The organism is Mycolicibacterium moriokaense, assembly GCF_010726085.1.
GTDB classification, from domain to species: domain Bacteria; phylum Actinomycetota; class Actinomycetes; order Mycobacteriales; family Mycobacteriaceae; genus Mycobacterium; species Mycobacterium moriokaense.
In genome coordinates, this window is sequence record NZ_AP022560.1 from 2,004,455 (window position 1) to 2,017,474 (window position 13,020).

General features: G+C 66.9%; 13 protein-coding genes. 8 read left to right on the plus strand and 5 right to left on the minus strand.

Annotated elements, in window-relative coordinates; genetic code table 11:
- The first annotated feature begins 21 nt into the window (after positions 1 to 21).
- Positions 22 to 1,197, plus strand: a complete 1,176-nt coding sequence (locus G6N43_RS09855) for an aromatic ring-hydroxylating oxygenase subunit alpha (protein ID WP_083157138.1) — start codon at positions 22 to 24, stop codon at positions 1,195 to 1,197.
- A 25-nt stretch (positions 1,198 to 1,222) separates the two neighbouring features.
- Here the strand turns inward: G6N43_RS09855 and G6N43_RS09860 are convergent, their stop codons facing one another.
- A complete protein-coding gene (locus tag G6N43_RS09860; protein ID WP_083157139.1) occupies positions 1,223 to 2,008 on the minus strand; it encodes a fasciclin domain-containing protein in 786 nt (261 codons plus the stop codon).
- An 81-nt stretch (positions 2,009 to 2,089) separates the two neighbouring features.
- Complete coding sequence (locus tag G6N43_RS09865; RefSeq protein WP_179967990.1) at positions 2,090 to 3,364, minus strand: MFS transporter; 1,275 nt, start codon at positions 3,362 to 3,364, stop codon at positions 2,090 to 2,092.
- An 82-nt stretch (positions 3,365 to 3,446) separates the two neighbouring features.
- Here G6N43_RS09865 and G6N43_RS09870 point away from each other — a divergent pair, with 82 nt between their 5' ends.
- Complete coding sequence (locus tag G6N43_RS09870) at positions 3,447 to 4,403, plus strand: GlxA family transcriptional regulator (protein ID WP_083157873.1); 957 nt, start codon at positions 3,447 to 3,449, stop codon at positions 4,401 to 4,403.
- Here the strand turns inward: G6N43_RS09870 and G6N43_RS09875 are convergent.
- Positions 4,400 to 5,338: an SDR family NAD(P)-dependent oxidoreductase gene (locus tag G6N43_RS09875; RefSeq protein WP_083157872.1), complete on the minus strand. Its 939-nt coding sequence runs from the start codon at positions 5,336 to 5,338 to the stop codon at positions 4,400 to 4,402. The two genes, G6N43_RS09870 and G6N43_RS09875, sit on opposite strands and share 4 nt — an antisense overlap.
- Positions 5,339 to 5,414: 76 nt before the next feature.
- Here G6N43_RS09875 and G6N43_RS09880 point away from each other — a divergent pair, with 76 nt between their 5' ends.
- Genes G6N43_RS09880 through G6N43_RS09890 form a run of 3 tightly spaced genes read left to right on the plus strand, consistent with a single transcriptional unit; the run spans position 5,415 to position 7,847 of the window.
- On the plus strand, positions 5,415 to 5,942 hold the full coding sequence (locus G6N43_RS09880; protein ID WP_083157871.1) for a gamma carbonic anhydrase family protein: 528 nt from the start codon (positions 5,415 to 5,417) through the stop codon (positions 5,940 to 5,942).
- A 40-nt stretch (positions 5,943 to 5,982) separates the two neighbouring features.
- A complete protein-coding gene (locus G6N43_RS09885; RefSeq protein ID WP_083157870.1) occupies positions 5,983 to 7,128 on the plus strand; it encodes an NAD(P)H-binding protein in 1,146 nt (381 codons plus the stop codon).
- Positions 7,125 to 7,847 (plus strand): CPBP family intramembrane glutamic endopeptidase, encoded by a 723-nt coding sequence (locus G6N43_RS09890; RefSeq protein ID WP_163658060.1) that lies wholly within the window; start codon positions 7,125 to 7,127, stop codon positions 7,845 to 7,847. The genes G6N43_RS09885 and G6N43_RS09890 overlap by 4 nt, the downstream gene beginning before the upstream one ends.
- Here the strand turns inward: G6N43_RS09890 and tet(V) are convergent.
- Together tet(V) and G6N43_RS09900 are read right to left on the minus strand one after the other, a co-directional pair.
- Positions 7,844 to 9,100 carry a tetracycline efflux MFS transporter Tet(V) gene (gene tet(V), locus G6N43_RS09895; protein WP_179968030.1) on the minus strand — a complete coding sequence of 419 codons (1,257 nt, stop codon included), beginning with the start codon at positions 9,098 to 9,100 and terminating at the stop codon, positions 7,844 to 7,846. The genes G6N43_RS09890 and tet(V) overlap by 4 nt on opposite strands.
- Before the next feature lie 147 nt (positions 9,101 to 9,247).
- Positions 9,248 to 10,066 carry an enoyl-CoA hydratase gene (locus tag G6N43_RS09900; protein WP_083152451.1) on the minus strand — a complete coding sequence of 273 codons (819 nt, stop codon included), beginning with the start codon at positions 10,064 to 10,066 and terminating at the stop codon, positions 9,248 to 9,250.
- Between the two features lie 87 nt (positions 10,067 to 10,153).
- Between G6N43_RS09900 and G6N43_RS09905 the strand changes: the two genes are divergently transcribed.
- Genes G6N43_RS09905 through G6N43_RS09915 form a run of 3 tightly spaced genes read left to right on the plus strand, consistent with a single transcriptional unit; the run spans position 10,154 to position 13,011 of the window.
- The gene (locus G6N43_RS09905; protein WP_083152448.1) at positions 10,154 to 11,245 is read left to right on the plus strand and encodes a CaiB/BaiF CoA transferase family protein; all 1,092 of its coding nucleotides are present in this window, start codon (positions 10,154 to 10,156) and stop codon (positions 11,243 to 11,245) included.
- A gap of 18 nt (positions 11,246 to 11,263) precedes the next feature.
- Positions 11,264 to 12,016 carry a 3-hydroxyacyl-CoA dehydrogenase gene (locus tag G6N43_RS09910; protein WP_083152445.1) on the plus strand — a complete coding sequence of 251 codons (753 nt, stop codon included), beginning with the start codon at positions 11,264 to 11,266 and terminating at the stop codon, positions 12,014 to 12,016.
- Complete coding sequence (locus tag G6N43_RS09915; protein WP_083152442.1) at positions 12,013 to 13,011, plus strand: NAD(P)H-dependent flavin oxidoreductase; 999 nt, start codon at positions 12,013 to 12,015, stop codon at positions 13,009 to 13,011. Before G6N43_RS09910 ends, G6N43_RS09915 begins: the two co-directional genes overlap by 4 nt.
- Positions 13,012 to 13,020 lie beyond the last annotated feature (9 nt).

Genomic DNA, 13,020 nt, shown 5'->3' on the forward strand with positions numbered 1-13,020 from the left:
CCCGCGCAGTAGGCTGACTGTATGTTCAAACAGCAGGGTTCGGCTCCTGTTCCCGCCGATGGGCTGGCCGCTGCGCTGGCGCCGTTCGGCCAGTCGCGGATGCTGCCACGCGAGGCCTACGTCGATCCGGCGGTGTTTGCATGGGAACAGGACCACATCTTCTCGGGATGGTCGTGTGTCGGGCATGCCGCCGACCTCGTCGGCGTCGGCGCGCAGAAGGCGGTGGGCACCGGCGCCAACGCGACACTTCTGGTGCGTGGCGAGAACGACGTCATTCGCGCCTTCGCCAACACGTGCCGGCACCGCGGGCACGAGCTGTTGGCGTGCAACACCGTGACCAAGGGGCGCAGCATCGTATGTCCCTACCACTCATGGTCCTACCGCCTCGACGGCCGACTGCGGAACGCGCCGTCGTTCGGTGATGTCGAGGGCTTCCAGCCCGAGGAGTTCGGGCTTGCCGAGTTGCGACTGGTGAACTGGCACGGCTGGTTGTTCGTCGATCCGAGTGGTCAGGACGTCGAATTCGCCGAGCATGTAGAAGGTTTGGAGGAGATCGTCGGCCCGTACCGACCGGAGGAGCTGACCGTCGTCGCCAGGCATTCGTACGAGCTGGCCACCAACTGGAAGGTCATCGCCGAGAACTATCAGGAGTGCTACCACTGCTCAGCCATCCATCCGGAGCTGTCGCGGATCAGCCCGCCGACGAGCGGCGAGAATCTCGATCTGAAGGGCTCGTGGATGGGCGGCTGGATGTCGATAGTCGAAGGGGCAGAGACGATGTCGCTGACGGGCAAGAGCGGCGGTGTGGCCATCGCCGGTCTGTCCGAACGCGAGCTGCGCAGCGTGATGTACCTCGTCGGGTATCCGAACCTGCTCGTGAGCCTGCACCCCGACTATGTGATGACGCACCTGATGACGCCGCTGGCCGCCGACCGCACGCACGTCGAGTGCGCCTGGGCGTTCCCGAAAGACGTTGCGGCCCAGCCTGACTTCGATCCGTCGTATGCGGTCGACTTCTGGGACCTGACGAATCGTCAAGACTGGGCGGCGTGCGAGTCGGTGCAGCGCGGACTGTCGTCACCGCATGCGCGGCCGGGACCACTGGCACCCGATGAGGACGGCGTCTACCAGTTCGTCACGCGCGTCGCCAGGGCTTATCGCGATTTCGGCGTGCTGAGTACCGCTCAGCGAGACTAAACACGCCGAAATCGCAAAAAAATACCTAGCCGATCGGGGCGTCGGCGGCGGGCAACGGCTCCGGCTCCGACGACGGGGCAACCGAGGCCACCGAGGCAGGCGCTCCGGCGGCCGGAGTCTCGGTCGGGGTGGTCTCGGAAGTGGAGGTCTCGCTCGTCGTCGTGGTGGTGGTCTCGCTGGTCGACGTCGACGACGGCGTGAGCGGCTTCGGCGGCGACTTGGGATCAAGCACGGTGTCGATCAAGTAGATTCGCGCATCCTTGGCGAAGATCGCACCGCAGACCAGCTTGGCGTCGTTGACCGTGATGTCGCCGCCCTTGCCTTCGACGTTGATTTCCGCGCCCTGCTGGGTCGGCCGCTGCCCCTTGACGTCATCGTTGCCGAGCAGACCGAGGAACTCGTGGTAGTACACGAGATCGGTCAGCGCAGCCGGATCGGCCTTGAGCGCATCGAGCTGCGCGGGCGGCAGTGCCGCGAACGCCTCGTTGGTGGGCGCGAACACCACGTAGGGCCCGTTCTCGAGGACCGGGACGATGTTGACCGCGGGGTTGAAGCCACCCGAGATCGCGGAGTAGAAGGTGCTGGCCTCGGGGATACTCTGCAGCGCCGTGCCCACCGGCGAGTTCGCCAGCGACTTGTAGTCAGGCACCTCGGTCTTGAAGCTGTCGCAACCCGGACCCTGCGGATCGGGGATCTCGAGCGTCGGTGCCTCGGTCGGCTCCGCATAGGCGGTCACTGCAAGGGGAACCGACAGCGCGATGGCGGCGATTCCGGCGGCGGCTCCGATGGCCTTGCTGGTGCGAGTCTTCACGTGTGCTCCTCGAGTCTCTTCATTCGCAAGGCATGTTAAGGCCCGTAGTAGGCCCACGCCAAAGCGCGTACCTGTCGAAACTCACGTCACAGGTGCTCTGACCTGCACGTTTCGGATCTGGCCACACAATGCCGCAGCGGCGAAACAAAGGCCCCCCGCAAGGTAGAACGCCACGTCGTAGCCGCCGTTGAGATCACGTAGCCAACCAGCGCCCGCCGCGGCCACTGCCGCCCCCAGTTGGTGGGATGCGAAGACCCAGCCGAACACGACGGGAGACCTGCTGCCGAAGTAGTCGCGGCACAACACAATCGTCGGGGGCACGGTCGCCACCCAGTCCAGGCCATAGAAGATGACGAACACCCACGTGCTCGGTTCGGCGTGCGGCGACAGCAGCGACGGCAGCGCCAGCAGCGAGATCCCGCGGCCGCTGTAGTAGACGACGAGCAGCAGACGCGGATCGACGCGGTCGGTCAGCCATCCGGAGAACACCGTGCCCGCGACGTCGAGAACGCCGATCGTCGCGAGCAGGCCCGCCGCGACCGTCGTGGGCATGCCGTGATCGTTGGCCGCGGGGATGAAGTGTGTCCCGATCAACCCGTTCGTCGTCATCCCGCAGATCGCGAAGCTGGCCGCCAGTAGCCAGAACGCGGGTACGCGCGCGCCGATGAGCAGTCCGTCGAACGCGGCACGAAAACTCGAAGCAGGCACCTCGGCCGGTTCGGATGCCGCCGTCGCGCCGTAGGGCGTTAAACCCTTGTCCTGCGGGTAATTTCGCATGAACACCAGCACCAGCGGGACCACGGACAGCGCCGCGGCCGCGACGATCAGCGACGCCCAGCGCCACCCGTGTCTGGTCGTGACCTCGGCGACCACCGGCAGGAAGATCAGCTGCCCGGTCGCACTTGCGGCCGTCAACACTCCCGTAACCAGGCCGCGCCGCGCCTCGAACCAGCGCGTCGCGATCGTCGCGACGAAGCCCATCGAGATCGCGCCGGTGCCCGCACCGACGAGCACACCCCACAACAACACCAGCTGCCAACTCGTCGTCATCGTCACCGACAGCGCCGAACCGCCCGCGATCATCACCAGCGCTGCCGACAACACGGGGCGCACACCGAACCGGTCCATCAGCGCGGCGGCGAACGGCGCCGTGAGGCCGAACAGCGTCATGTTGACCGACATCGCCAGTCCGACCACACCGTGCGACCAACCGAACTCGTGATGCAGCGGGTTCATCATCACGCCGGGCACGGATCGGAAACCCGCCGCGCCGAGGATCGCGACGAAACTGACGGCCGCGACCACCCACGCCCAGTGGATGCGGGGCACGGTCTTGGGCTCGGCGGTCGAGGTCACCGCAATACCCTCGCCTATCGCGTCCGGGTGCGCCTAGTGGCATGAATGACACTATTCGTCAAAAACATGCCAAACTGAACGCGTGCACCGCATCGCCGTCCTGCTCCTGCCTCCCGTCGTGGGGTTCGACGCCAGCATCGCGCCGCTGTTGTTCTCGAACGCCCACGGTGCCGACGGCAACCCGTTCTACGAGGTGGTGACCTGCGCGCTGTCGCGCGACCCCGTGCCCGCGACGACCGGCTTCGCGGTGGTGGCCGAGGCCGGCCAGGAGGCGCTGGCGACCGCTGACACCGTGGTCATCCCTGGCACCCGCTATCCGCCTGCGCGGGTCGACGGCACGCTCGAACCCGACGTCGCCGCGGCGCTCGCCCTGGTCCGTCCCGGTACCCGACTCGTGTCGATCTGCACGGGGGCGTTCGTGCTCGCGGCGGCCGGACTGCTCGACGGACGCTCGGCCACCACGCACTGGCGATTCGCCGATGACCTCCGCCGCCTGCACCCGCGTGTGCGCGTCGACGAAAACGTGCTCTTCGTCGACGACGGAGACGTTCTCACCTCGGCGGGTCTGGCGGCCGGAATCGACTTGTGTCTGCACATCATTCGAGCCGACCACGGTGCGCAGGCGGCCAACGCGGTCGCGAAGTACTGCGTCGTGCCGCCGTGGCGTGAGGGCGGGCAGGCGCAGTTCATCGAGCGGCAGGTGCCCGCGCCCGATCACTTCTCGACCGCCGCGACCCGCGAGTGGGCGTTGCAGCATCTCGACGAGGAGCTCACGGTGCAGCGCCTGGCCCGCCACGCCAAGATGAGCGCGCGCACGTTCAATCGGCGCTTCCGCGAGGAGACCGGACAGGCGCCGGGTGCGTGGATCCGCAACCGCCGCATCGACCTGGCTCGCCAGCTGCTCGAGTCGGAGGACCACTCAGTCGAGGAGGTGGCCAGGCTTTCGGGCCTCGGGTCCGGCGGAAACCTTCGCCATCACCTGCGTCGCGGCGTCGGGATGTCTCCGTCCAGTTACCGCAAGGTCTATCAGGGCGCCTAAGCGCCTTCGGGGACTGCCACGGCGCACAGGCTTTCCGAGATGTCCCACAGCTGCCGAGCGCGCGATTCGTCCACCGCGTACGGCACGAGATCGTCCTGTATGCGACAGTCCGCGAGATACACCGAACCGACGTCGGCGAGCTCGCCGCTGACCGCTGCCCACACCTGCGTGGCCGCGCCCTGCTCGGGAACCGTGAAATCGCGTCGGACGTCGACCTTTTCCTGGTTGGAATCCGACGAAACTAACTGCGTAAGGGCGATGAAGTCGTCGCGGGACATATGCCGCGCGAGCGAGGTTGCCACCACGCCCGGGTGTACCGCGTATGCCCTGACCCCTTGGTCGCGCAGCCGCCGGTCGAGTTCGATCACGTGCAGGACGTTCGCCGTCTTCGACGCACCGTAGGCGGCGAACTTGTCGTACTGCCGGCGCTCCCAGTTGGGGTCGTCGAGGTTGACGTCGGAAAGTCGGTGGCCATCCGACGAGAGTGTCACGATGCGCGCACCTCCCGCCGCAACGAGTTGAGGTGTGAGCAGCCGCGTCAGTTCGAAATGCCCGAGATGGTTTGTGCCGAACTGCATTTCGAAACCTTCAGCGGTCCTGCCGAACGGGGTGAACATCACTCCTGCGTTGTTCATCAGTACGTGGATCGCGGGGGCCGCGGCGCTTATCGCCTCCGCTGCCGAACGGATTGAGGCCAGCGACGTGAGGTCCAGTTGGACTGTCGACGTCTGCGCGCCCGGGACCTCGGCACGAACCCACGCCTCGGTGTCGTCGAGGGCCTGCCGATTGCGCGCTGCGAGGATGACGTGCGCGCCGGTCTTGGCGAGCGCCCGTGCCGATTCACGGCCCAGGCCCGCCGATGCACCGGTGATGACGCAAACCTTGCCGGTGAGGTCGACGCCGTCGACGACCTCGAGTGCTGTCGGTGATGTCACCGGGTCAGGATGTCATGTTCGGTGATCAAATCGCACCGACGTCGGGCTGCGGTTGGTGCCTGCATACGATGCCTGCATGCCTGAACCGCTGCTCCTGACCATCCGCGGTCGCGCACCCGCACTGCACGCTGAGAGTTGGGTGGCGCCGAACGCGAGCCTGATCGGTCAGGTGTCCCTCGCCGCGAGGGCCAGCGTCTGGTACGGCGCCACCTTGCGCGCGGAGGCCGAACCCATCGAAATCGGCGCAGGCACCAACATCCAGGACGGGGTCACCATCCACGTCGACCCCGGATTTCCGGTGAGCATCGGCGCCAATGTCAGCGTCGGGCACAACGCAGTCCTGCACGGTTGTGAGGTCGAGGACGGTTGCCTCATCGGGATGGGCGCGGTAATCCTCAACGGCGCCAAGATCGGCGCAGGATCGTTGATCGCCGCCAGTGCGTTGGTGCCGCAGGGCTTCGTCGTACCACCGCGATCACTGGTGGCAGGCGTGCCCGGCAAGATCCGGCGCACTCTCAGTGACGCTGAGGTCGCGCACAATCGGCACAACGCGCAGGTGTACCAGGCGCTCGTCGAGTTGCACCGCGTCGCCGCCAACTCCTGATCGAGGTTGTGATTCGGTTGTCTCGGGGTACAGCCCTAGCGTGAGCAACAAGCGAATCCTGGTGACCGGCGCGACCGGGTATGTCGGATCGCGGCTCGTGACCGCCCTGCTCGACGCGGGTCACGACGTCGTCGCCGCCACTCGAAACCCCGCCCGGCTGGCCGACTTCGGCTGGCACGACCGCGTCGAAGGCGTCGCGTTGGACGCGCACAACGCCGAATCGGCGCGGCATGCCTTCGACGCGGCGGGCCCGGTGGACGTCGTCTACTACCTCGTGCACGGGATCGGCCAGCCCGGTTTTCGCGAAGCGGACAACCGCGCGGCGGCCACCGTGGCGAACGCCGCGAAGGCGGCCGGCGTGCGCCGCATCGTGTACCTCGGCGGGTTCGTGCCTGAGGACGACAACCTCTCCGAGCATCTGAGCAGCCGCGCCGAAGTCGCCGGGTCGCTCAGCGTGGACGGCGGACCCGACGTCGTCTGGCTGGGCGCGGCGATGATCATCGGGTCGGGCTCGACGTCGTTCGAGATGCTGCGCTACGTCGCCGACCGGTTTCTGCTGATGCCGATGCCCGACTGGTCGGTCAACCCGATCGATCCGATCTCGATTCGCGATGTCGTCTACTACCTGGTCGCCGCCGCGGGCGCCGACGTGCCGGCCGGGGCGTACGACATCTGTGGGCCGGAGACCACGACCTACGCCGACCTGCTGCGGGCGTACGCGCGCATCTCCGGCAAGTGGCGCGCCGAACTACCCGTCAACGGTGTGGACACCGGTCTGGTCTCGTTGGTGACATCGGCGGTGCTGCCGGTGCCCGGCGGTCTGGCCGCCGACCTTGTCGAGTCGCTGGACCATCCAATGCTGGCCTCCGGCAACGGTCTTCGTGATCTGGTGCCCGACCCGCCCGGCGGCCTCGTCGGGATCGATGAAGCGATCGAGCGGGCACTCGCGAGTCGTAAGCCGCAACCGGTCGACGCGCTCGCCGATCCACACCATCTCGCCGACACGGATCCGACGTGGGCGGGCGGCGACACCTTCCGCATCCGGCAACTCGCCAGCGCAATCACCCCGTCGTTCGCGCGACCGGCGTTGGCACTGCTCGGTGTCGTGCCGGGACCCGTCGCCGCGGCGGTGCGCACCGGACTCGACACGGCCATCGGCCTTGTCCCGAAAGCGAAGTCGGCGTGACCCAGCCCGCTGCGACCCGGCCGCGATGGCTCGCCGAGGCCAAGGACATCATCGGCGCGTGCCCGGTACCGCATCACGAGCCGCCCTCGGTGATCCGGCGCAGGCGCATCATCGTCGCGGTCGTGTTGGTGATCGGCGCAGCGCTGCTCGGCTACTCGCTGACCCGGCCACCGGGAGACAGTTCGTTCTACTGGCTTACGTTGGCGCTGGCCGCGGTGTGGGCCGTCGGCGCGTTAACTTCGGGTCCGCTGCACCTTGGCTGTATTCGGTTCCGTGGCCGTAATCAGCGCCCGTGGCTCACCGGGACGGCCGTAGGGCTGGTGCTCGGTGCCGTCTTCATCGTGGGCGGATTGATCGCCCGCGAGATTCCCGGTGTGCGCGAATACATCACTCGCGTGCTGGAATTCGCGGACTACGGGCCGCTGCTGCTGGTCACGTTCATCACGGTCGTCAACGGCGTGGCCGAGGAGATGTTCTTCCGTGGCGCGCTCTACACCGCGCTGGGCCGATTCCATCCCGTGCTGGTGTCGACGGTGCTCTACGTCATCGCGACGGCGGTCACCACGGGCAACCCGATGCTGGGCGTGGCGGCGATCATTCTCGGCACGGTGTGTGCGTTCGAGCGTCGAGCCACCGGGGGAGTGCTCGCACCGATGCTGACTCACTTCTTCTGGGGTCTGGTCATGGTGCTCGCACTGCCGCCACTTTTCGGCGTCTAACGCAACGGGTGCGTCAGCTCGTCGCGCCGCATCTTCGCCGCGTACATCGCGATCGCCGCCAACACCACCGGCGCCAGGCCGGCCACGAGGAAAATGGTCTGCATTGAAACGACTTTCGACAGCGGGCCGACGATCGCGAACGACACCGGCATGAAGGCCAGCGAGACGAAGAAGTCCAGGCTCGACACTCGGCCCAACATCTCCCTCGGCACTCGCCGCTGCAGCAGGGTGCCCCAGATGACCATGCCCGCACCGTCGGTGACGCCGATGACGAACGTGGCGACCGCCATCAAGGTGAACGACGACGTGACGCCGACGATCACCAACGGGACGGAGCCGACGCCCCACATCGCCATCATCACCGTGAGGTAGCGACGGGGGAGCCGTCGCGATGACACCGCAAGTGCGCCAAGGGCGCTGCCCATGCCGAAGAACGCCAGAATGAAGCCGTACGCCCGCGCGCCGTCGTGAAACCGGTCGTTGGCGATGAACGGCAGCAGCACCTCAATGGGGCCCAGCACCACGAGCACGAACATGCTCGCGAACAGCAACGTCCACAGCAACCAGGGTGTGCCCAGCATGAAGACGAAGCCGTCACGCAGATCGCGCAGCAGGCGCACGCGCTCCTGAACAGGTTCGGGGGCAGGCGTTTTCACGACGGGTCTGTTGACGACGAGCAGCACCAGGGCGGCGGCCAACAGCGCCGCCACGACGACCGAGCCCAGCGCAGGCATCGTCGCACCCACGAGCATGCCCGCGACCGCGGGGCCGACGGCGCGCTGAAACACCGGGCGCACAACGCCTTCGATTCCGTTGGCCGCCAGCAGTTGTTCGGCGGGCAGGATTCTCGGCAGGATCGCGCTGTAGGCGGGGAAGAAGAACGCCGCCGCGATACCCAGCGCCGCTGCGGCGACTGCCATGTGCCAGATCTGCAATGCACCGGTCAGTCCCAGCGCCGCGACGACTGCAGTAACGGTGACGTTGACGGCCTCGACGAAGATGATAATCGCGCGCTGATCGAAGCGGTCGGCGGCGATTCCGCCGACCAGAAGGAAGGCCACCAGGCCGACCCCCAGGCATGTCGCGACAAGCGACAGCGCCGCCGGATCGTTCTTGAGCTCGATGACCTGCAGCGCCATCACGACTGCCCACATGCCCTCGGCGAAGATCGATAGTGAGACCGCGGCGATGAGCAGGCGGTACTCGCGAATCTGGAACGGTGCGAGTACGCGCCAACCGCCGGCGGCGCGCACCGGCTGTTCGATCTCGAATTGCGTACTCACCTATCGATGGTCGCTGATCGGATGACGCCGAGTCCACCGATTTTGAATCGCCGAGTGCACGCTTGTTTGTGGGGTCACTCGCTGTTTGCGTACAACAAGCGTGCAGTTGCCGCGGGGCTAGATGTCGGTGAAGTTCGCGTGCCGTCGCTCCTGGAAGGCGCGGGCGCCCTCGCGGAAGTCGGGTGAGGAAAGGAGCACCAACTGGCCCTCGGTCTCGCGGGCGATGGCGGCCTCGAGCTCCGTCAGCGTCGCGGCGTTGACCGCGTACTTGGTCTTACGCAGCGACACGGCGGGGCCGTTCAGCAGCGTGGTGATCACCTTGTCCGCCTCGGCCTCGAGTTCCTCGGCCGGGTGCACGGCCGATACGAGGCCCCAGTCGTAGGCGTCTCTGGCGTTGATGCGTTCGGCCATCAACGCCATCCGCATGGCCCGGATGCGACCGACCGCCGCGGCGATCAACGCCGATGCGCCACCGTCGGGCATCAGCCCGATCTTGGTGAAGGCCAACATGAAATAGGCCTTCTCCGAGGCGATGACGAAGTCGGACGCGAGCGCCAACGACACCCCGACACCCGCGCACGGGCCCTGCACGACGGCGACCACGGGTTGCGGCACTTTCACGATCGATCGCGCGGCGTCGTTGGCCGCTGTGAGCACCGATTCGGGTCCGTCCTCCGACTTCTGTGCCTGATCCTTGTCGCTGATTCCCGCCCCCGACGAGAAGCCCCGGCCGGCGCCGCCCAGGCGCACGACCTTGACCCGCGGGTCGGTGGCGGCCTGCTCGAGGGTCGAGGTGATGGTCCGGAACATCGCGGCGGTCAGCGAGTTGAGGCTGTCCGGCCGGTTCATGGTCAGGTGCAGAACGCCGTCCTTCAGCTCGACGAGCAGGTCGTCGATGCCGGTGTACGTCTGCTCGCTCGAGTCGACGGTTGTCATGGCTGCACCCTAGGACCGATCCACTTGGTTATACAAGTAAGCTATGTCGGCGATCCGGGAGCGTTAGTCCAACGAAGGGCGGTAAGCATGGCGGGACCACTGCATGGGCTGCGGGTAATCGAACTCGCGAGCATCGGACCCGGCCCGCACGCGTCGATGATCCTCGGCGATCTCGGCGCCGACGTGGTCCGCATCGAGCGCCCCGGAAAGCTGGGCGGCATCCCCCTGAGCAAGCGTGAGGCCACGCTGCGAAACCGTCGGTCGGTGGCAGCCGATCTCAAGAGCGACGAAGGCCGCCAGCTCGTGCTGCGCCTCGTTGCGAAGGCCGACGTGCTGATCGAGGGCCTGCGCCCCGGAGTCACCGAACGGCTCGGCCTTGGCCCGGAGGACTGCGCGAAGGTCAACGAGCGGCTGATCTACGGGCGCATGACGGGGTGGGGCCAGACCGGGCCCCGCCGACTGCAGGCCGGCCACGACATCAACTACATCTCGCTCAACGGCGTGCTGCACTCGATCGGGCGGGCCGGCGAGCGCCCCGTGCCTCCGCTGAACCTGACCGGTGACTTCGGCGGCGGGTCGATGTTCCTGCTCGTCGGCATCCTGTCGGCGCTGTTCGAGCGGCAGACCTCGGGCAAGGGTCAGGTGGTCGACGCCGCGATGATCGACGGCTCCAGTGTGCTGGCGCAGATGATCTGGGGCTTCCTGCAGGACGGGCTCTGGAAGGACGAGCGCGGCGTCAACATCCTCGACGGCGGCGCGCCCTACTACGACACCTACACCTGCGCCGACGGCCGCTACATCGCCGTCGGGTGCATCGAGCCGCAGTTCTACGCCGAGTTCCTCAAGGGCCTCGGCCTCGAGAACGCCGACCTGCCCGACCAGAACGATTCCAGCCGCTGGCCGGAGCTGCGCGCGAAGTTCACCGAGGTCATCGCGAGCAAGGACCGCGACCACTGGGCCAAGGTGTTCGCCGAGAGCGACGCGTGCGTGACGCCCGTGCTGTCGTTCAGCGAGCTCGAAACCGAGCCGCATGTCACCGAGCGCAACACCTTCTATCGCGATGGAGACCATCTGCAGCCGATGCCGGCACCGCGGTTCTCCCGAAGCGTGCCGCCGAAGCCCACACCACCCGGCGAGGCCGGAGCGGACACCGAAGCCGTCTTACGAGACTGGGCCTAGAGAAAGGAACACCCACAAGTGGAGATCAAGGACGCCGTAGCCGTCGTCACCGGTGGCGCATCGGGCCTCGGCCTGGCCACCACCAAGCGACTGCTCGACAGGGGCGCATCGGTCGTCGTCATCGACCTCAAGGGCGAGGAGGCCGTCGCCGCGCTCGGTGATCGTGCCAAGTTCGTCGAGACCAACGTCACCGACGAGGCTGCGGTGGGCAAGGCCCTCGACGTCGCCGAGTCGATGGGTCCGATGCGCATCAACGTCAACTGTGCGGGCATCGGCAACGCCATCAAGACGCTGTCCAAGGACGGCCCGTTCCCGCTCGACGGCTTCAAGAAGGTCATAGAGGTCAACCTGATCGGCACGTTCAATGTGTTGCGGCTGGCCGCAGAGCGCATCGCCAAGACCGAGCCCCTCGGTGAGGAGCGCGGTGTCATCATCAACACCGCGTCGGTCGCGGCGTTCGAAGGCCAGATCGGTCAGGCCGCCTACTCCGCGTCCAAGGGCGGCGTGGTCGGGATGACGCTGCCGATCGCGCGCGACCTGTCGCGTGAGTTGATCCGCGTCGTCACCATCGCGCCCGGCCTGTTCAAGACCCCGCTGCTGGGTTCGCTGCCCGAGGAGGCACAGGCGTCGCTTGGCAAGCAGGTACCGCATCCCGCGCGCCTCGGCGATCCCGACGAGTATGGCGCGCTGGCGGTGCACATCGTCGAGAACCCGATGCTCAACGGTGAGGTCATCCGCCTGGACGGGGCCATCAGAATGGCGCCCCGATGACGATCAGGACGAAGTTCACCGAGACCTTCGGGATCGAGCATCCCGTCGTCCAGGGTGGCATGCAGTGGGTCGGCCGCGCCGAACTCGTTGCGGCCGTGGCGAATGCGGGTGCGCTGGGCTTCATCACGGCGCTGACGCAGCCGACGCCCGCGGACCTCGCCAAGGAGATCGACAGGTGCCGGGAGTTGACCGACAAGCCGTTCGGCGTCAACCTGACGATCCTGCCGACGATCAACCCGCCGCCGTATGACGAGTACCGGCAGGTGATCGTCGATTCGGGTGTGAAGATCGTCGAGACCGCGGGCTCCAACCCCGCACCGCATCTGCCGATGTTCCATGACAACGGCATCAAGGTGCTGCACAAGTGCACCTCGGTGCGCCATGCGGTCAAGGCCCAGAGCCTGGGTGTCGATGGCATCAGCATCGACGGTTTCGAATGCGCCGGCCATCCCGGCGAGGACGACATCCCGGGTCTGGTGCTGATCCCGGCCGCCGCTGCCAAGATCGAGATCCCGATGATCGCGTCGGGTGGCTTCGCGGACGGGCGTGGTCTGGTCGCCGCGCTGGCTCTCGGCGCCGACGGTATCAACATGGGGTCGCGGTTCATGTGCACCGTCGAGTCGGCGATCCACCAGAAGGTCAAGGAAGCAATCGTGGCGGGCAGCGAGCTCGACACCGAGCTGATCTTCCGTCCGCTGCGTAACACCGCCCGCGTCGCGAGCAACGCGGTGTCGCGCGAGGTCGTGGAAATCCTCAACCGCGGTGGTCAGTTCGAGGACGTCAAGGACCTGGTCGCCGGATCGCGTGGCGTCAAGGTCTACGAAGTGGGCGACTTGGATGCCGGCATCTGGTCGGTGGGCACCGCGATGGGGCTCATCAACGACATTCCGACCTGCGAAGAGCTGGTGTCGCGCATCGTCGCCGACGCCGAGGAGATCATCACCGGCCGGCTGACCGGAATGCTCGAGCTGGACGAGGAAGAGAACGTCGCTTAAGACGGGAAT

Coding starts and splice junctions, on each gene's coding strand:
- G6N43_RS09905 (WP_083152448.1), top strand. CDS start 10,154: ATGGCGGGACCACTGCATGGGCTGCGGGTAATCGAACTCGCGAGCATC.
- G6N43_RS09915 (WP_083152442.1), top strand. CDS start 12,013: ATGACGATCAGGACGAAGTTCACCGAGACCTTCGGGATCGAGCATCCC.
- G6N43_RS09855 (WP_083157138.1), top strand. CDS start 22: ATGTTCAAACAGCAGGGTTCGGCTCCTGTTCCCGCCGATGGGCTGGCC.
- G6N43_RS09900 (WP_083152451.1), bottom strand. CDS start 10,066: ATGACAACCGTCGACTCGAGCGAGCAGACGTACACCGGCATCGACGAC.
- G6N43_RS09880 (WP_083157871.1), top strand. CDS start 5,415: ATGCCTGAACCGCTGCTCCTGACCATCCGCGGTCGCGCACCCGCACTG.